Origin of the sequence: Sphaerisporangium sp. NPDC051011 (genome assembly GCF_040653595.1) — a bacterium.
Classification (GTDB): Bacteria; Actinomycetota; Actinomycetes; order Streptosporangiales; family Streptosporangiaceae; genus Sphaerisporangium.
Window position 1 is genome coordinate 49,002 of sequence record NZ_JBFAGG010000006.1, and the last position, 19,021, is coordinate 68,022.

Consider the following 19,021-nt stretch of genomic DNA (forward strand, 5'->3'; position numbering starts at 1 on the left):
TCCGGACGACCCGGCATAAAGATGAGGTGCGGATCGCGGCGAACGGCGTCAAGAACCCGTACATATGACCATAAATCAGGATTTTTGGCGCAGGATGGAAGGGTAACCGCAGGTAGGAGACGGATGCGATGCCCGCCATCACCCGTGCCACTTCCTTCGGAAGAGCAGCCCTCCGCAAGACCCCTCCGAGGAAGGGCTTCGCCGGCAGGATCGGCACCCCGGACACGGAGAGACACCGCCTCAGCGTCCCCGGCGGCCTCGCCGCGCTCTCGCTCGACGCCCTGGCGTCCGTCGCGTACGGCCCCGAGGCGATCGTGCTCGTCCTCGCGCTCGCCGGCGCGGCCGGGCTCGGCTACGCGGTCCCCGTCACGCTGGCGATCGTGCTCCTGCTGGCCGTGCTGACGATCTCCTACCGCCAGGTGATCGCCAGCTTTCCGCAGGGCGGCGGCGCGTACGGCGTCGCCAAGGCCTACCTCGGACGCCGGGCGAGCCTGGTCGCGGGTGCCAGCCTGATCGTCGACTACGTCCTGAACGTGGCCGTCTCCGTCGCGGCGGGGGTGGCGGCGCTGACCTCGGCCTTCCCCGAGCTGCTTCCGTACACCATCTGGCTGTGCCTGGCCGTGGTGCTCGCCGTGACGCTGGTCAACCTGCGGGGCGTCGGCACGAGCGCACGCGCCTTCATCGTCCCCACGATCATCTACGTCGGCGCGATCTGCCTGGTCATCGTCGTGGGTCTGCTGCGCGCCGCGCCCGCGACCCCCGTCCAGCACGCCGCCCAGGCCCACGGGCTGGAGACGGTCGGCGCGCTGCTCCTGCTGCGGGCGTTCGCCAACGGCTGCGCGGCCCTGACCGGGGTCGAGGCCATCGCCAACGCCGTGCCGACCTTCAGGAAGCCGCGCGTGCGCCGGGCGCAGCGGACCGAGGTCGCGCTCGGCGCCGTGCTCGGGATCATGCTGATCGGCGTGGCCGCCCTCATCCAGAGGTTCTCGATCGGCCCGGTGCACGGGATCACGGTGCTGGCGCAGGTCACGCGGGCCGCGCTCGGGGACGGGCCGCTGTTCTACGTCGTCCAGTTCTCCACCGTGATCCTGCTCGCGCTGGCCGCCAACACCTCCTTCGGCGGGCTGCCCGTCCTGGCGAAGCTTCTGGCCAAGGACAACAACCTGCCGCACTTCTTCGCGCTGCGGGTCGAGCGGCAGGTCCACCGGTACGGCATCGTGTTCCTCGCCGTCACGGCCGCGCTGCTGCTGGTCGGCACGCGCGGCGACATGAACAAGCTCGTCCCGCTGTTCGCGATCGGGGTGTTCGTCGGATTCACCCTGTCGCAGGCGGGAATGGTGCGGCACTGGCTCGCCGAACGGCCCTCCGGATGGCGGCGGAAGGCCGCGCTCAACGGCTTCGGCGCGCTGATGACCGGCGTCGCCGTCCTCGTGATCGCCGCCACGAAGTTCGGCGAGGGCGGCTGGATCGTCGTCGCCGCCCTGCCGCTGATCGTGCTCGGCATGGAGTGGGTCAACCGGGCGTACACGCGGATCGGCCGCAAACTGGAGCTGGGCGTGGTGCCCACGCCGCCGAGGCCCCGCCGCTCGGTCGTCGTCGTGCCCGTGCACGCGGTGAACCGGCTCACCCGCGACACCCTCGCGGCGGCGCTCTCCCTCGGCGACCGCGTCGTCGCCGTCCATGTGACGTATCCGGACGACGAGGACGAAGGCCGGGCGTTCGTCGAGGAATGGGAGCGCTGGCACCCGGACGTCGAGCTCGTCCTGATCCACGACGCCCACCGGCGCCTCGCCCGGCCCCTGGCGACCTACCTGGCCTCGCTGCGTGAGGCCCACGTGTTCGTGCTGATCGCCGAGATCGAGCCCGAGCACGCCTGGATGCGGTTCCTGCAGAACCAGCGGGGCGCCGTCCTGGCGCGGGGCCTGCGCCGGATGAGCGGCGCAGTGGTCTGCCGCATGCGGTTCCGCCTGTCGGCGCTGGCCTGAAATCCGGCGTGAAGGCCGAACTTCTTGCCGGGTGAATCGTTCCCCTCCATGGGTGAGCAACGCGGGCGTGTGAGCATGGGGGCATGGGTGAGACCATGAGCGCCTGGGTGGTGCGGCGGCCCGGGCCGATGGAGACGCGTCCTCTTGAGCGGGTGCGGCTGCCCGTACCGGAGCCGGGGCCCGGGGAGGTCCTGGTCAAGGTCGAGGTGTGCGCCGTGTGCCGCACCGACCTGCACCTCGCCGAGGGCGACCTGCCGCCGAAACGGCCGGGCACCGTCCCCGGGCACGAGGTGGTCGGCCGGGTCGTGGCGCGCGGCCCCGGAGCGGGTCTGCCGGACGGCACGCGGGTCGGGGTGGCCTGGCTGCGGCAGACCTGCGGCCGGTGCCGGTACTGCCTGCGCGGCCTGGAGAACCTGTGCCCCGACTCGCGGTACACCGGCTGGGACGCCGACGGAGGGTACGCCGAGTACACGACCGCGCCGGAGGACTACGTCTACACGCTGCCGGAGGACCGGCCCGCCGAGCGCCTGGCCCCGCTGCTGTGCGCGGGCATCATCGGCTACCGCGCGCTCGCCCGCGCCGACCTTCCCCCGCGCGGCAGGCTCGGCGTCTACGGCTTCGGGGCCTCGGCGCACCTGACCGCCCAGGTGGCGATCGCGCAGGGCGCCTCCGTGCACGTGCTGACCCGGTCCCTGGCGGCGCGGCGTCTGGCGCTGGAGCTCGGGGCGGCCTCGGCGGGCGGCGCGTACGACCCTCCGCCCGAGCCGCTGGAATCGGCCATCCTGTTCGCCCCGGTCGGCGATCTCGTCCCCGTGGCGCTCGCCGCCCTCGACCGGGGCGGGACGCTGGCCGTCGCGGGCATCCACCTCACCGACGTCCCGCCGCTGAAATACCAGGACCACCTGTTCTACGAGCGGGGCCTGCGCAGCGTCACCGCGAACACGCGCGAGGACGGCCGGACGTTCCTCGACCTGGCCACGCGGCACCCGCTGAGCGTCACCACGACCCCGTACCCGTTCGACCGCGCGGACCAGGCGCTGGCCGACCTCGCGGCGGACCGGGTGAACGGCGCGGCCGTCCTCCACATCGGCGGCTGACCCGCCAGGGGACCGAGCCGCCGGGACCGAGTCGCCGGGACGGGGCCGCTCAGGGGTGGTCAACCGGACGCGCGGTCGCGGACGAGTTCGACGACGGCGCCGATATCGGCGTCCCCGAAGCCCGCCGCCGCGGCCTGCTCGTACCGGCGCTCGACCAGCCGGGCGAGGGGCAGGGTCAGGCCGTGCGCCTCCGCCACCTCGGCCAGCAGGCGGACGTCCTTGGCGCCGAGCCGGGTCGTGAACCAGCCTTCGTGGTCGCCGCCGAGGACGTCGTCCAGGCGGTTGCGCAGCGCGGGCGGGACGGTGGCCCACTGGAACAGGACCTCGCGCAGCAGCCCGGACTCCACCCCGGCGGCCTGGGCGGTCGTCACGCCCTCGGCCAGGACGGCGATGCCGGACATCAACAGATAGTTGTTGACCAGCTTGAGGGTCGTGGCGCTCCCCGGGTCGTCCCCGCAGTACCAGTGCACAGATTGAACTCCTCCCCGACCTGAAGGCCGGAGATTCTCCCGTCGCGTCGTGGTTAAGCGGCGCGCGGGGGTTGACGCTTCGCAGACCGGGCAGCCCCGAGGTCTCCACGTCCTGACACCACAGTTCCTGCGGCGTTGCGAATGTTGATCGCGGCGTTGGTGTCTGCGTGGCCGGTCCATCCGCATCCGGGGTCGGTGCAGGAGAACCGGGTGCCGTCACGGGAGGCCGGGTCGCGGTGCCCGCACCGGTGGCAGGTCTGCGAGGTGCCCGGGGCGGGCACCTTCACCACCAGCCCGCCGCGATCACGGGTCTTGTACTCCAGCAGGGTGACCGTGCGGCCCCACGCCTCGCCGCTTATGGCACGGTTCAGCCCTGCCTTCTGCGTCACGTTCCGGCCGGGGTGTTCGATGGTGCCCTTGGCGGAGCGGACCATGTTCGTGATCTTCAGGTCCTCCACCACGACCACGCCGAAGGTGCCGGCGAGTTCGGTGGTGGTCTTGTGCTGCCAGTCGAGGGCTCGGCGCTTGGCTGTCGCGCGGGCCTTGGCGATCTGGTCGTAGGTGCGGGTCAGCCGTTTGGACGTGGGACGGCCGGGAGTGCGGGTGCGGCGCTGGCGGGCGGACTTCTTCTCCAGGCGGCGCAGGTGTTCCTTCTCGCCGCCGGTGAGCCAGGGCCCGTGCTCACGCGGGGTGCCGTCCGACAACGCCAAGGCGACGGTGATGCCCCGGTCGATCCCCACGGCCGGGCCGGGATGGGTGTCCATGACCGCGGCGGCCATGGTTTCGGTGCGGAAAACGATCTGCCAGCCGAAGGCGTCCTTGACCAGCCGGGCTCCGGTGATCCGCCCGGCCGGGCCGCCCTTGGTGACGCCGGGCAGGTCCTTGGTCCACCGGAACCGGACCCGCCCGGCCTTGGGCAGGCTGACCGCACCCCACCGCCGGTTGACCCGCTTGATCTGCAGATCGCGGGCCTGGGGCACATCCACGGCCATCCGGGATCGCACCCGGGCCTTGAACCTCGGGCGCCCCGCGGTGTGATCGGGGTCGAAGAAGTTCGCCCACGCCTGCCGGTAGGTCTTCAGCACGGCTTGGGCGGCCTGGGCGGGCAGCCGGCCCATCCAGTCGATCTCACGACGAGCCACCCGGATCGCCTCGTCGCACTGCTTCAACGTCGCCAACCGGCCCTGCCGGAAGGTGGCGTACTCGTGCAACAGGTTCCACAGCGCGCGGGCGGTGTGCGCCTGACCGTCCAGCACCGCCGCCTGGGCCGTGCTCAACTCCAGGCGGGCCACATGCGCCCGCGCCTGCTTTACCTTCGCCACACCGTGATCGTATCGTTTCGTTGCGTCACCGGGATGGAAACCGAACCCTGATGTGCGCACCGGACGGCATGTCGTGCACGGTCTCCACGCCCATTTGGTGTTCATCACAAAATATCGGCGTGGGGCCTTCACCGGCCCGATGCCGGTCCGATGCGAACAGATCATGCGGAAGATCTGTGCCGGCTTCGAGGTCGAACTCGGTGAGTTCGACGGCGAGGACGGCCACGTCCACCTGCTGGTCCGCTATCCGCCCAAGGTCGCCTTGTCCAGGCTGGTCAACTCGTTGACGGGGGTTTCGGCTCGGATGCTGCGCAAGGAGCTCGGCGCCCACGCCCGCGAGCACCTGCAGGGTGATCATTTCTGGTCCGGCTCCTACTTCGCCGGACCGGTTGGCCGGGGCCCCGCCGGCCGTGCTCAAGCAGTACATCAGCAGCAGAAACGACCGGTCTGATCGGGGTGGACGCCGGTTCGCCTGGCGGCGAATCGGCTGTTCTTGCCCCGCTACGCGGGACGGTCCGCTTCACCCCCGGTCTGATGGCCGGAGCACTACGGACGAAACCGGTAGATCGCCGACCACAAGGGCTCCAGCGTGTCGGCGAAGCGCCTCTCCCCTCCCACCAGGCCGGACGCCGTCCCGTCCACGACGGCCTCCGGCGCCCCGATGATCGGCGCGGCCAGGAAACGCCGCCGCGGCGCGACGTCGCGCAGGCTGCGCGAGGTGCCGGGCGCGACGGTGCTCATGTCCACGATGACGGGCGGGTCCGGCTCGCCCCCCAGCTCGATCAGCCTACGCATGACGCTGAGCACGGCCTGGTCGTCGGTGAGCGACATCAGCGTGGCGGCGGTCCCGCGCGCGGCCTCCGGGGGCGAGGACGCCTCGGCGGCGCCGGCCCGCACGACCTCGCCGGCCCTGCCGGGGGTGCGGTTCCAGACGGTGACGGCGTGCCCGCGCGTCAGCAGCCGCGTGGCGACCGCCCGGCCCATGTGCCCCATCCCGAGTACGGCGACCCGCATGATCGTTCCCCTCCCGTCGGCGCCCGCGTCAGCTTCGGCTGGGCGTCCGCGCGCGGTCGGCCGGCGCGCCCGGGGGTTTGGCGAGGGCCTTCATGGCCTCTCTGAGCACCCACGCCTCCTGGTTGAGCAGCCTGCGGTCGCGCGGCTCACAGTCGGCGTCGATCACGAAGTCGTCCCCCTGGAAGCGCGGGAAGACGTGGACGTGTGCGTGGAAGACACCGAGGAGCGAGGGCTCGCCGTCGCCGAGGAACATGGTGATGCCCTCGCAGTGCAGCCCCGAGTGCCGCAGGCCGACCGCGACCCGCTGGGCGATCCGCCACATGTGGACGCCGACCTCCTCGTCGAGGTCTTCGAGCCCGGCGGCGTGGACTCGCGGGATGACGAGGGCGTGCCCCGGGTTCACCGGGTTGCTTTCCATGATCACGATCGTGCGGTCGTCCTGGAAGGCCAGGCTCGCTTCCGCCCTGCCCTCAAGGATGTCGCAGAAGGCGCATACGTCGCCTGAGCTGTCCATCCTTCAATGATTCCTCGCCCCGAATCGGGACCTTCCGCGGGCCCCCGGCGGACGGCGTCACGCGCGCGGCCCTCTGACCAGGCCAGACGGCCCGCCCGCCCGAAAGCCTGCGGGCCCGGCACTCCCTGTGGGGAGTACCGGGCCCGCCTGGTGGTCTTCCGTCAGCGCAGGATCTTGTAGAGCGCCGACGTCAGGGACGCCTTGGCGTCGTCCCCGTCGATCGACCACATCATCGACCCCCCGAGCCCCTTCAGCCGGATGTACACGGCCTTCTGGGTCAGGGACGCCGGGTCGTCGTACGACCAGAACTCGTTGCCGTCGTACAGCCACATCGCGCCGGTGAGCAGGTCGCGGTACCGCTTGCCCGGCTTGCCGGCCAGGACCTTGTAGTCCTCGCTGCCCGCCGCCCAGACGCCCGGCGCGGGGCCGGTGGCCGGGGACCACAGCCCGTCGCCGGTGGCCTTCACGCCCGTCCAGCCCTGGCCGTACGCCGGGACGCCGACGACGATCTTCTTGGCGGGGGCGCCGCGCGACAGGAGGTCGCGGACGGTGGTGTCCACGCTGTACTTGATCGCGTTCGGGTCCCTGCGGTCGGGGAACAGGTTGCCGTTGTGGCCGGTGATCGGGTCCCACGAGCCGTGCAGGTCGTAGCCCTGGACGGTGGCGAAGTCCAGGTTGCGGAACACGTCGCGCACCTCGAAGCCGGCGTCGATCTTCGCGGCGGCGGCGGGCAGGAACGCCGTGAGCTGGCTCTTGCGGTCGAAGGCGTTGAGCTGGCGGCGCAGCTCGGCCACGAACAGCGTGAAGTTGCGCTTGTCCTCGGGCCGGATGATGTTGCCGGCGTTGCCCTCGGAGCCGGGCCACTCCCAGTCCAGGTCGAGGCCGTCGAACACGCCCGCGCCCGCACCGGCCGCGAGGCCCGGCAGGTTCCCCTTCAGCCACAGGTCGACGCAGGACGCGGCGAGCGCGGCGCGGGCCTGCGGGGTGAGCACGGCGTCGGAGAAGTACTTCGAGCCGGTCCAACCGCCGAGCGAGATCAGGACCTTCAGGCCGGGGTGGGCGGCCTTGAGCTTCTTGAGCTGGTTGAGGTTGCCGTTGAGCGCCTGGCCGGGCGCGTCGGCGACGCCGTCCACGCTCTGCTCGGCGGAGACCGGCCGCTGCCAGTCGGCCCAGGGGTCGACGGACACGCACTTGAGCGAGGCGTCGACGGCGCCGAACGCGTAGTTGATGTGGGTCAGCTTCGCCGCGGCGCCGCTGGTCTCGACGTCCTTGACCTGGTAGTTACGGCCATAGATGCCCCACTGGGTGAAGTACGCGACCCGCTTGAAGCGGTCGCCGCCGTCGTGGTCGCGCGTGTGGCTCTTGATGGACGGGGCGGACGCGGACGCGGTCGCGTGGGCCGAGGTGGCGGCCTGGGCAGGTATGGCCACCGCGGCGAGCCCGGCGGCGAGCGCCGCTGTGAGAAGGTGCTGGAAAGGTCGTCGCACGGCCGTCTCCACTCGCTGCTCTGGGGAGCTGAATACTCATAGGAAAGTTTCCTATAAGTTTTTCGGATCGTAGAGCCCGCCGTGCGCGGCGTCAATGCACGATCACGCATCGACGCCTCCGTCCAAGATCCCTGCCTCGACGGGAAGCCTTCGCCTACGCTCCCGCCGAGCGGGATCCGGGGGAACCCGTCATCGGGGGCGCCCCGGGGGACCCGTAAGACCTCCCCGGTAAGGACACGCGCTACCTCCCGCGGGAGGGCGCGCCCGCGTCCCGCGGGGAACCGGTCAGGCCAGGCGTGCCGGGAAGCCGCCCGTGGCGATCGGGCCCCAGCTCACCGGGGTCACGCGCAGCAGCGACTTACCCTGGCGCTCCATGGCCGCGCGGTACTCGTCCCAGTCCGGGTGCTCGCCCGCGATCACCCGGTAGTACTCCACCAGCGGCTCCAGCGCCTCCGGCATGTCCAGAACCTCGCAGGTGCCGTCGATCTGCACCCAGGCCCCGCCGAAGTCATCGGAGAGGATCACCACGCTGACGTTCGGGTCGCGGCGCGCGTTCACGGCCTTGGCGCGCTCAGGATAGGTGGACACCACGACGCGGCCCTCGCCGTCCACCCCGCAGGTGACCGGCGACGCCTGCACGCCGCCGTCCCGCCGACGCGTGATCAGGATCGCCTGGTGACGGTCGCGCGCGAAGTCGAGAAGCTGCTCACGGCCGACCACGTCCGTGGTCGCGATCTTCGGACTCATGCCCTCACTGTACGACGTCCCCCCACACCGCCCCGCGTGCCCGCCACCTCGCGCAGGCAGGTGGTGGTCGGCGGCGCTCGCCCACGGGGTGAACAACGCTACATCCGCGCTGATCATGACCTCGCTGCCGGCCCCCGGCGCGGCGATCGACACCGTGAACGGCTCAGCCATGGGCCGGCCTGGATGGATCGTCTACGGCACGGTGGTCCTCGTCGGGTTCGCGCTCATCCGCCGTCGTGCCCTCGTCACCGGTCGCCAACCCCGAACCCCAGCCGGCGCTTCTCGGAGTTCTTGGATCGAGCCGCTTGACCATGCCGTTGGGGCATAGAACAGACTACCGGCGTGAACTTTGCTGATGGAAATCGCCTGAACCGCGGCCCGCGTGGGCCCCTCTCAACGCCGCGTGCGCGGCCATCTCCGACCCCTGGTCCCACGTGATCGACCTGATCAGCTGGGAGGGCACGTCCTTGACCGTGTCGATCAACGCGCCGCACACCATGTCGGACGTTCGCCCGAACGGAAGCGGGACAATCAGAGCGAAACGGCTCCTGTGTTCTCACCAATGACGAGGTCCCCCTCCCAAAGTCCGGGAATCTGCCGATCTGCCACCTCGGCAGGCCGGTCGTCGATGGAGCACATCCCGACAATCCGGACTCCCGGCGATCTCTTACGGCCGCGGGGCTTTCGCTGTGCACGACCCGACCACAACTCGACGCCGAGCCGTCCCTGCTCCCCCTTGGGCAAGGCGTACATCCAGGTGTAAATCGCCTCGTGCGACACCGTGTCCGCCGCCGCTTCGCAGGCCCGCTCGTACTTGAGACGCCCGGCGATCTGATCGAGGGACCATTATTCGCCAGATTCAAGGCGAAGCACCGCGAAATCTCCTCCCGGTCGGCCATCGTCAGCGAGCGACGCCGCTTCCCCACGGACCACTCCCTCACGGATCTGTCCGTCGAGACCGCCAAGGTCAAAGCCCAACGAGGGCAGGACGCCTACTCCTCCAGGTAAGTCCCTGACCCGCCGAACTTCCGAAAGGTCCGATTGCCTTCACCGCTTGGGATCAAACTCCGCGGTCTCGATCAACTATGGCGACGTGCAGGACAACGTGGACGGAGCCCCCTCGCGAATCTCCTCACGGCGACCGTGGCGCGCACCAAGCCGCGGTTCCTCACGAGCTTCGCCGACGCCCGGGGGCAGGTTCTCGCCATCCTCTCGGCGGCCTCGACCATTGCGATCCTTCCCGTCGTGGCGGCGGGCTGGATCGCGCAGAAACAACGTGTCCGTGGACTCGCGATGGGAGCGATCAAATGACACAGCAGAACCAGAAGACGAAAACCTCGCCCCTGTCGCAAAGCGCGCTGGCGGAGGTCGCGGCGTCACACCCGGAGGTGGAGCTGCCCGGATACGATCGCGCCTCGGTCCGCGCCGGGATCGTCCACTTCGGTGTCGGAGGCTTCCACCGCGCGCACCAGGCCCTGGTCGTCGACGAGCTGCTCAAAAAGGGCGCGGGTCAGGAATGGGGCATCGTCGGCGTGGGCGTGCTGCCGGGGGACGTCGCCATGCGCGACGCTCTCTCGGCGCAGGACGGCCTGTACACCCTGGTGCGGAAGCACCCCGATGGACGCGTGGACGCTCGCGTGATCGGCAGCATCATCGACTACCTGTTCGCGCCGGACGACCCGGAAAGGGTGATCGAGCTTCTCGCGGATCCGGGGGTCCGCATCGTCTCGCTCACCATCACGGAGGGTGGGTACAGCTTCGACCAGGTCACCGGCGCGTTCGACTCGTCGACGCCCGCCATCCAGGCCGACCTTGCGCCGGGCGCGGTCCCGCAGACGGTCTTCGGGCTGGTGCTCGAAGCGCTCGCGCGTCGTCGCGAGCGTGGCATCGGGCCCTTCACGATCATGTCCTGCGACAACATCCAGGGGAACGGGGACAAGGCCCGGACCGTGTTCTCGGCCTTCGCGTCGCTCCGCGATCCCGAGATCGGGCGCTGGGTGATCGACCAGGTCGCCTTCCCCAACTCCATGGTCGACCGCATCACGCCTGTCACCACCGACGAGGATCGCCGGCTCGTGGAGCACGAGTTCGGTATCGCCGATCGGTGGCCGGTCGTCGCCGAGCCCTTCTTCCAGTGGGTGCTCGAAGATCGATTCCCCGGGGGGCGTCCGCCGTTCGACACGGCCGGCGTGCAACTGGTCGAGGACGTCGAGCCCTATGAGCTGATGAAGCTCCGGCTGCTCAACGCGAGCCATCAGGGCATGGCGTACTTCGGGTACCTCAGTGGTCATCGGTACGCGCACGAGGCGACGGCGGACCCCGCGATCGAGTCCTTCCTCCGGGACTATATGGACCGGGAGGCGACGCCGACGCTCCGTCCTGTTCCCGGCGTCGACCTCGATGCCTACAAGACGACCCTCATCGAGCGCTTCGCCAATCCCGCGATCCGGGACACGCTGGCCCGGTTGTGCGCCGAATCCAGCGACCGCATCCCGAAGTGGCTGCTCCCCGTGATCAGGGAGCAGTTGCGCGCAGGCGGCGATATTCGTCGCTCCGCGGCGATCGTCGCCAGCTGGGCCCGGTACGCCGAGGGGGTGGACGAGCAAGGCGAGCCCATCGACGTGGTCGATCGCGATGCGGACGAGCTGGTCCGCATCGCGCGCACACAGCGCGAGAACCCGATCGCCTTCATCGCGAACAGGAAGTACTTCGGCGATCTCGCCGAGGATGATCGCTTCCGCGAGGCCTATCTCGAGGCCCTGGAATCGCTCATCGAACGAGGTGCGGCGGCGACCGTCCGTGCACTCGTGGAAGACGGGTCCCGAGGCGAGAACGCGAGTATCGGCGACTGAGCGGTGACCCGCCGGATCCGACCGACCCCACGGACCCGTGCGGTACTGCGAATAGTACCGCAGCTTTTGGCAGGTCCTAAGAGAAGTAGGCAGGTAAAACGTCACTGACACCTTGCGTGTCGGTAAGCGGCTAGTTGTTTCAACTAGCAGTTGACCCAGGAAGGTAAATCATGGAACGGGTAGAAGAGCGTATTCCTGCGGAGGCGGGAGGAGCTTTTGCGAAGAGCAAGGTCCTCTCGGTGAAGAATCCTGCGTCTGTGCTGGTCATCGCATTGATTCTCTGCCTTGTCGGCGGGGTGGGAGCAAGCTTGATCAAGACGGTGGGGAATTCTGTCACCGTAAAGCAAATAAGCTGGGAAACGCCGTCGGGCCATCTGCTGGCCGGTCAACTCTTTATCCCCAAAAATGCAACGGCCGACACTCCCGCGCCCGCAGTCGTGGCGGCTCATGGTGGGAGCCTCAACAGCGAATATCCGGATCAGTACTATATTGAGTTGTCTCGCAGAGGGTATGTGGTCTATTCCATCGACATGTACGGTCATGGACGTTCAGAGGCCACGGAACCTCAATACATGTACAACGGCCTTTACGAGGGTGTTCAATATCTGGCCACGTTGCCTTACGTGAATCAATCCGGTATCGGCATCACCGGAAACTCAAATGGTGCGTTCGCCGTAGACATGGCAGTGATGCTGGACAGTGCAGCCGAGAAACCGCTGATCACTTCCGCATTGTATGTGGTCAATGATCCTACAATGGTCGAAGGCCAGGCGTTCGGTGCATTTCTTCAAGAATCGAACAAGAAATATTTCAATGTGTTCGGCAGCCGGGATGTCGGGCTCATCACGGCACAGTACGACGTGACGTTCAACCGCGTTGTGCGTGAGGACGGAACAGTCAGTGCTCCCCGCGATTATCTACACCAGCACGTTGTCCAGTCTTTCTTGAACTTCGGCAAGGACCCCAGTGGGCTTGAAGAGCGGGACAGCCATACTATTTACAAGGAAAATATCGGTGGCAGAGAGGCCATCAGAGTCCTCTACGATGAGCCGATAATCCATCCTTGGAGTCTTATGGATTCAGGCGTGGCAAGCGATAGCCTTGAGTTCTTCGACAAATCCTTGCCGGCCCCCGAACCCATCGCCTATGACAATCAGATCTGGCAGTGGAAAACGTTCTTCAGCGTTATCGGTATTATTGGCCTGTTCATGTTCTTGGTAAGCTTCATTCTCGTCATGCTGAGAACCAAAGCCTTTAGGGTATTGAAGGCGGAGGGGCCGGTACAGATCAGAGAGGTTGGCCTCGGGGGAAAGATCTGGTTGTGGACAGGGATGTCTGTGGCTGCGCTGTTCGGCGGGATCTCCTTTGAGATCGTCTACTGGGTATCCGCCATTCACAAGCCGAGCTTCTTCACTCAGGGGGCATCGTTCTCCATGGGCGCATGGGCGCTGGCCTGCGCTCTTTTCATACTCCTCATCTTGTTCGTGAACTATCGCACATACGCCAAGAAAAATGGTCTTGACCTGCGGGAACAGGGCGTTGTTCTTGCGAAGGGTACGGTTTGGAAGACCGTATCGCTTGGCGTGCTCGCGACTGCGTCCACATACGCCATCGTTTTTCTCGTTGACTATTTCTTTAGAACCGACTTCCACTTCTGGACGGTTCTATGGTTTAACACCTTCCAGGCCGACAAGATTCTTGAATCCCTAAAGTACCTACCCTTCCTTCTGGTCTTCTATATTACCCTTTCCATCGCCACCAATGTCTTCAACTACATTCGCATCGGCAAAAGGGAGTGGGTCAACCTCCTGATAAATGTGGTTTTCAACACCCTCGGTGCACTTTTGCTCGTTGCCTTTGTGTACATCTTCTTTGTTGTCACCGGGAATACGCCTTTGGACGAAATGGGCATTGCCGTCTTTACTCCGGTCAACGCGGCAATCATTGTGATTGCCATTGTTCCCATTGCAACGATCATCACTCGGCTGGTCTACAAGGCAACCCGCAACCCGTATCTCCCGGCCATCGCGGTGTCTATCATCGTGACCGTCATGACATGCACCAGAGCCTTGACTTTGTTGTGAATGGGCTCTTCGCAGTTGTCGGTGTAGTTGGGGTGCGCGGCGTTCGCCGGGTAGGGGTCACGCCCAAGTGACGGCCCTGCCGGTCGCCTTCGGCGCGATCGGGCTGTCGCTGTGGGTCGGCCTCATCGGGTCCCGCTCGATGCCGCTGGTCAAGGCGCTCCTCCCCACCGGTGCGACGACGCAGCTGAGCATCAACGCCTGGAACGGCGGTGTGCCGCTCGGCGGGAACCCCTCGTTTGCGCTTCCCACGCTCGGCTGGATCCTCGTGGCACTGATCATGGTAAGGCTGACCTTCCACTGGGAACCCCGTCGATGAGTGAAGGACACGATGCGGCGCCAACGTGGGGTCCCCGCCTCGCTGGGCTTCCCCCGGGGCGTGGACACCCGGTTTCATGCGGCCGGTTCGGTCACCCGGTCAATCGTCACCCGGGAGTAGACGAGGACGAAATCGGCGCCGCCGAGGGTGACCTTGTCACCGAAGTTGGTGATCGACACGGCGGCGTTCTGGCGGGTGAAGGCGGTCGTGAGGCAGGGCAGGTAGCCCTCGCGGTCGGTCCGGTCCGCCGATGCCGGCGGCCGCGGGGATCCCCAGATCCCGAAGGCGGCGGCGGTGTCGCGGCCGTCGCGGATCTGGAAGCCGCCGTCCAGGCGGGTTGTTTAACGCTACAATCGATCGCTCATGATCAACCTCACGAGTTAACCCTGTCAAGAGGTGAGCTCCACGGCGGTGGCGCATAACTCCTGGGTAACGCTGCCAAGCTCGCTCTTGACGGGCCAGCCCATCTCCAGGTTTCTTGTTTTAGCGCTAAAACAGCGTGTAGGGATCAAGGAGATCACCATGCGGAACCCCCCAGCGTCCAGGCGACTGTTGGCCGCCGGCGTCGTGGCCTTGGGCCTGGCGGCAGCGGGCTGCGGCAGCCCCTCTGCCCCGGCCGCCGACGGCGCCCCCACCCCCACCCCCGCGCAGGATCGCGGCCCGATCACCCTGGCGTCCTCCAAGGACACCACCGGCACCGTACAGGCGCAGCTGGACCGCTGGAACACCGACCACCCGGCGGAGAAGGTCACGCTCGTCGAGCTGCCCGAGAGCGCCGACCAGCAGCGCCAGCTGTTCATCCAGAACGCCCAGACCAAGTCCGACGCCTACACCGTCCTCAACATGGATGTGGTGTGGACGGCGGAGTTCGCCGCCAACCGGTGGATCGACGAACTGCCCGCCGACAAGGTCCCGACCGGGAAGATGATCCCCGCGGTCGTCGAGACGGGCACGTACTTCAACAAGCTCTACGCCGTCCCCTACAACACCAACGGCGGCCTGCTGTTCTACCGCAAGGATCTCCTGGACGCCGCGCACGTCCAGCCGCCGACCACCTGGGCGGAGATGAAGGACGCCTGCGCCAAGGTCAAGGCGCTGCCCCAGGGCAAGGACCTGTCGTGCTACGCGGGCCAGTTCGACAAGTACGAGGGCCTGACCGTCAACTTCGCCGAGGCCGTGGACTCGGCCGGAGGCTCCATCGTCGACGCCGAAGGCAAGCCGACGGTCGACACCGACGAGGCCCGGAAGGGGCTGGCGTTCCTGGCCGACTCCTTCAAGGACGGCACGATCGCCAAGTCCGCCATCTCCTTCAAGGAGGAGGAGGGCCGCCGCGATTTCCAGGCCGGCAAGCTGATCTTCCACCGGCAGTGGCCGTATCAGTGGGATCTGGCCAACAAGAGCGACGGCTCCAGCAAGGTGGCGGGCAAGTTCGGCGTCGCGCCACTGCCCGGCCTCACCGGCCCCGGCAAGTCGAGCTTGGGCGGGCTGAACCTGGCCGTCAGCGCGTTCGCCAAGCACAAGGCGACCGCGCTGGACTTCATCAGCTTCTTCGCCAGTGAGGACAACGCCCGCAAGAACCTGGAGGCCTCCTCGGCCGCCCCACCCTACGCCGACCTCTACACCGACTCCGAACTGGTGAAGAAGTACCCCTACCTGCCGGTGCTACGCGACTCCATCAACACTGCCGCGCCCCGGCCGCGGGTCGTCGCCTACGGCGACTTCACCGCCGTCATCCAGGAGAACGCCTACGCGGCGATCAGCGGCACCAAGCCGGTGGACCAGGCGCTGACCGACATGCAGGCCGGTCTGCTCAAGGTGGTCTCGAAGTAGTGACGCACACCCTGCCGCGTCCTGTGCCCGGCCTGTCCCGGAACAAGCGCAGGGCGCGGGAGGGACGACTGGCCCTGCTGTTCGTCTCTCCCTCGCTGATCGCGCTGCTCCTGGTCGTCGGCTATCCCATCCTGGCCGCACTGCGCATGTCGTTCGAGGTGTCCAGCACCCGCATCGACCCGGCCACCGGATTCAAGGTCACCAGCACCCAGTTCGGCCTGGCCAACTACGCGGTCGCCGACGGCCGCTTCCTGAACGCCCTGTGGAACACCACCACCTTCACCGTCGTGTCGGTCGCGATCGAGGTCGTCATCGGCGTCGCGATGGCACTGATCATGAGCCAGGATCTGCGCGGACGGGGTCTGATCCGCGCCTCCATCTTGGTGCCCTGGGCCATCCCCACCGCGGTGTCGGCGCTGCTGTGGCGGTGGATCTTCGCGCCGAGCGGCGTCGCGAACGCGGTGCTGTCCGCCGACGTGGTGTGGACCGGTAACGGGTTCTCCTCCTGGGTCGCGGTGGTGGTGGCCGACACCTGGAAGACGGCCCCGTTCATCGGCCTGCTCGTCCTGGCCGGCCTCCAGGCGATTCCACGGGAGGTCTACGAGGCCGCCCGGGTCGACGGATCCAAGCCGTTCACCACGTTCTGGCGGATCACCGTGCCGATGGTGCGGCCGGTACTCGCTGTCGCGGTGCTCTTCCGGATCCTGGACGTCCTGAGAATGTTCGACCTGCCATATGTGCTGGTCGGTCCGCGCAAGGATTCGGTGGAGACACTGTCGATGCTCGCCTACGACGAGATGAGCAACCTGCGCTTCGGTCCCGCCTCGGCCTACGCCGCCATCTTGTTCGTTTACGTCGTTGCCGTCGCCTTCGCGTTCGTCCGGTTGTTCGGCGCGGACGTGACCCGCCGGGGGGCCTCATGAACCGTCAGCGTCTCTTGCGGCCCACGGGCGCCGTCGCGCTCGTGGCCTACTGCCTGGCGCCCTTCGCCTGGATGGTGATCTCCAGCCTGCGCCGGCCGGCCGACCAGTTCTCCAACAGCCCGATCCCCTCCCCGGCCTCGCTGGAGAACTACCGGGCGGCCTTCGACCCCTCCAACGGATTCGCAAAGGCTCTGCTCAACAGCGTCGTCGTCGCGGGCATCACCACGATCGCGGTCCTCGTCATGGCCGTGCTGACCTCTTATGCGATCGCCCGCCTGGAGTTCCGGTTCAAAGGACTGATCCTGGCGACGATCATCGGCACCGCCATGTTCCCCGGCATCACCATCCTGGTCCCGATGCTCGAGGCGTTCATCTCGGTGGGCTGGATCAACACCTACCAGGCGATGATCCTGCCCACGATCAGCTTCACGCTGCCGCTGGCGATCTGGACCCTCACCGCCTTCTTCCGTCAGATGCCCATGGAGCTGGAGAAGGCCGCCCAAGTGGACGGATGCGGCCCGTTCCAGGCGTTCTACCGGATCATCCTGCCGCTGGCGGCGCCCGGTGTGTTCACCACGGCGATCTTGACGTTCATCGCCGCGTGGAACGAATTCATGATCGCCGCCAGCGTCGTCAACCGCAAGGACAACATGACCGCCAACGTCATCCTCTCCCTTTTCACCGGCCAGTACGGATTCGACCAGCCGTTCGGCACCCAGATGGCCGCCGGGACGGTGCTGACCCTTCCCCTGGTCGTCCTCGTCTTGATCTGCCAGCGGCGCATCGTGGACGGCCTGACCGCAGGAGGAGTCAAGTGAGCCCCTGGTGGACCAACGCCGTCATCTACCAGGTCTACCTGCGCAGCTTCGCCGACTCCGACGGCGACGGCATCGGCGACCTGGACGGCGTCCGCAGCAGACTGCCCTACCTGCACGACCTGGGCGTCGATGGCATCTGGCTGACCCCCTTCTACACCTCGCCCATGAACGACGGCGGCTACGACATCACCGACCACCGCGACGTCGACCCCGTCTTCGGAACGCTGGCCGACTTCGACGCCCTGCTGGCCGACGCCCACGCCCTGAACCTGCGCATCATCATCGACCTGGTTCCCAACCACACCTCCGACACCCATCCCTGGTTCCACTCCCACGACCGGCGCAAGCGCTACATCTTCCGGCCCGGCCGCGATGGCGGCCCGCCCAACGACTGGGAGTCGGTGTTCGGCGGCCCCGCATGGAGCCCGGCCCCCGACGGCGACGACTGGTACCTGCACCTGTTCGACGCCACGCAGCCCGACCTCGACTGGCACAACCCCGAGGTCGCGGACGAGTACGCCGACATCCTGCGATACTGGCTCGATCGCGGCGTCGACGGGGTCCGCATCGACGTCGCTCACGGCCTCTTCAAGGCCGACGGCCTGCCCGACGTCGGATACGCCGGCCAGGACCATCGCCTGGACGTCCTGCCGTTTTTCGACCAGGACGGCGTCCATGACGTCTACCGTCGCTGGCGCAAGATCCTCGACTCCTATCCCGGGGACCGGATCGGCGTCGCCGAGGCCTGGGCGCCCACCGCCGATCGGCTGGCGCTCTACACCCGGCCCGACGAACTCCACCAGGCCTTCAACTTCCCGTTCCTGCTCGCCCCCTGGCAGGCCCCCGCTGTGCGCGCGGTCGTCGACCGGTCGCTCGCCGCCGGCTCCTCGCCCACCTGGGTGCTGTCCAACCACGACGTGCAGCGGCACCGCACTCGCCTGGGATCAGCGGCCCGCGCCCAGGCCGCCACCTTGTTCATGCTCGCCCTGCCCGGTTCGGCCTACCTCTATCAAGGCGAGGAACTGGGCCTGCCCGAAGTCCTCGACCTGCCCGACGAGGCGCTCCAGGACCCGACCTTCCGTCGCAGCGACGGAGCCGACCGAGGCCGCGACGGGTGCCGCATCCCGCTCCCATGGACCGCGCAGGCACCGGCGTTCGGATTCAGCCAGGCCGGGAGGCCGTGGCTGCCGATGCCCGCGGACTGGGCCGAGCTTTCCGTGCAGGCCCAGCAGCGCCGCACCGACTCGACCCTCGCCCTGTATCGCCATGCCCTGCGGCTCAGACGTTCCTTCGCCGGAGAGCTGGCCTGGCATGACGCGCCGGAAGGAATGCTCGTTTTCTCCCGGTCATCGCTGACGTGCACGACCAATTTCAGCGACCGTGACATTGCGATCACCGCGCCGGGCAGTCCGGTCCTGTCCAGCGCTCCACTGCCGCCGATCCGTGATGACGGGACCGTGCTCATTCCTAAGGAGACCTGCGTGTGGTGGCAATAGGATGCTTGTCCGCGCTTGGTTCTCCATCGTCGGCAGCGTGAGTTCGCGCTCGGTTCTCCGTTGGGA

The 19,021-nt window shown here is 67.6% G+C and carries 16 protein-coding genes and 1 pseudogene; 11 read left to right on the forward strand and 6 right to left on the reverse strand.

Features of this window, described 5'->3' with window-relative positions; genetic code table 11:
- Positions 1-128 precede the first annotated feature (128 nt).
- Positions 129-1,985: an APC family permease gene (locus AB0H21_RS15395; protein WP_358516644.1), complete on the forward strand. Its 1,857-nt coding sequence runs from the start codon at positions 129-131 to the stop codon at positions 1,983-1,985.
- An 83-nt stretch (positions 1,986-2,068) separates the two neighbouring features.
- Positions 2,069-3,082, forward strand: coding sequence for a zinc-binding alcohol dehydrogenase family protein (locus AB0H21_RS15400; RefSeq protein ID WP_358516645.1), 1,014 nt, complete (start codon positions 2,069-2,071; stop codon positions 3,080-3,082).
- Between the two features lie 59 nt (positions 3,083-3,141).
- Here AB0H21_RS15400 and AB0H21_RS15405 read toward each other — a convergent pair whose 3' ends face one another.
- Complete coding sequence (locus tag AB0H21_RS15405; RefSeq protein ID WP_358516646.1) at positions 3,142-3,552, reverse strand: NAD-binding protein; 411 nt, start codon at positions 3,550-3,552, stop codon at positions 3,142-3,144.
- 53 nt (positions 3,553-3,605) lie between these two features.
- The gene (locus AB0H21_RS15410) at positions 3,606-4,874 is read right to left on the reverse strand and encodes a transposase (protein WP_358516647.1); all 1,269 of its coding nucleotides are present in this window, start codon (positions 4,872-4,874) and stop codon (positions 3,606-3,608) included.
- A 52-nt stretch (positions 4,875-4,926) separates the two neighbouring features.
- On the opposite strand from AB0H21_RS15410, the pseudogene tnpA reads away from it, so the two are divergent.
- Positions 4,927-5,256 (forward strand): annotated as a pseudogene (tnpA, locus tag AB0H21_RS15415) (IS200/IS605 family transposase); the annotation flags it as partial.
- Between the two features lie 164 nt (positions 5,257-5,420).
- Here the strand turns inward: tnpA and AB0H21_RS15420 are convergent.
- The 4 genes from AB0H21_RS15420 to AB0H21_RS15435 form a co-directional block, all read right to left on the reverse strand.
- Positions 5,421-5,888, reverse strand: coding sequence for an NAD(P)-binding domain-containing protein (locus tag AB0H21_RS15420; protein WP_358516648.1), 468 nt, complete (start codon positions 5,886-5,888; stop codon positions 5,421-5,423).
- A gap of 28 nt (positions 5,889-5,916) precedes the next feature.
- The gene (locus AB0H21_RS15425; protein ID WP_358516649.1) at positions 5,917-6,402 is read right to left on the reverse strand and encodes an HIT family protein; all 486 of its coding nucleotides are present in this window, start codon (positions 6,400-6,402) and stop codon (positions 5,917-5,919) included.
- 161 nt (positions 6,403-6,563) lie between these two features.
- Entirely contained in the window at positions 6,564-7,889 is a 1,326-nt protein-coding gene (locus AB0H21_RS15430) for a glycoside hydrolase family 18 protein (RefSeq protein ID WP_358516650.1), read from the reverse strand.
- Positions 7,890-8,174: 285 nt separating this feature from the next.
- Positions 8,175-8,636 carry a PPOX class F420-dependent oxidoreductase gene (locus AB0H21_RS15435; protein ID WP_358516651.1) on the reverse strand — a complete coding sequence of 154 codons (462 nt, stop codon included), beginning with the start codon at positions 8,634-8,636 and terminating at the stop codon, positions 8,175-8,177.
- Positions 8,637-9,779: 1,143 nt separating this feature from the next.
- Between AB0H21_RS15435 and AB0H21_RS15440 the strand changes: the two genes are divergently transcribed.
- The 8 genes from AB0H21_RS15440 to AB0H21_RS15475 all read left to right on the forward strand — a co-directional run bounded on the left by AB0H21_RS15440 (position 9,780) and on the right by AB0H21_RS15475 (position 18,955).
- Positions 9,780-9,947 carry a hypothetical protein gene (locus AB0H21_RS15440; RefSeq protein ID WP_358516652.1) on the forward strand — a complete coding sequence of 56 codons (168 nt, stop codon included), beginning with the start codon at positions 9,780-9,782 and terminating at the stop codon, positions 9,945-9,947.
- Complete coding sequence (locus AB0H21_RS15445) at positions 9,944-11,488, forward strand: mannitol dehydrogenase family protein (protein WP_358516653.1); 1,545 nt, start codon at positions 9,944-9,946, stop codon at positions 11,486-11,488. The genes AB0H21_RS15440 and AB0H21_RS15445 overlap by 4 nt, the downstream gene beginning before the upstream one ends.
- Positions 11,489-11,658: 170 nt before the next feature.
- Positions 11,659-13,572, forward strand: a complete 1,914-nt coding sequence (locus tag AB0H21_RS15450) for a hypothetical protein (protein ID WP_358516654.1) — start codon at positions 11,659-11,661, stop codon at positions 13,570-13,572.
- A gap of 67 nt (positions 13,573-13,639) precedes the next feature.
- Positions 13,640-13,888 (forward strand): hypothetical protein, encoded by a 249-nt coding sequence (locus tag AB0H21_RS15455; protein WP_358516655.1) that lies wholly within the window; start codon positions 13,640-13,642, stop codon positions 13,886-13,888.
- Between the two features lie 522 nt (positions 13,889-14,410).
- On the forward strand, positions 14,411-15,718 hold the full coding sequence (locus AB0H21_RS15460; RefSeq protein ID WP_358516656.1) for an ABC transporter substrate-binding protein: 1,308 nt from the start codon (positions 14,411-14,413) through the stop codon (positions 15,716-15,718).
- Positions 15,718-16,641, forward strand: coding sequence for a sugar ABC transporter permease (locus AB0H21_RS15465; protein WP_358516657.1), 924 nt, complete (start codon positions 15,718-15,720; stop codon positions 16,639-16,641). Before AB0H21_RS15460 ends, AB0H21_RS15465 begins: the two co-directional genes overlap by 1 nt.
- Positions 16,638-17,459, forward strand: coding sequence for a carbohydrate ABC transporter permease (locus tag AB0H21_RS15470; protein WP_358516658.1), 822 nt, complete (start codon positions 16,638-16,640; stop codon positions 17,457-17,459). Before AB0H21_RS15465 ends, AB0H21_RS15470 begins: the two co-directional genes overlap by 4 nt.
- Positions 17,456-18,955 carry a glycoside hydrolase family 13 protein gene (locus AB0H21_RS15475; protein WP_358516659.1) on the forward strand — a complete coding sequence of 500 codons (1,500 nt, stop codon included), beginning with the start codon at positions 17,456-17,458 and terminating at the stop codon, positions 18,953-18,955. The genes AB0H21_RS15470 and AB0H21_RS15475 overlap by 4 nt, the downstream gene beginning before the upstream one ends.
- The last annotated feature ends 66 nt before the right edge of the window (positions 18,956-19,021 follow it).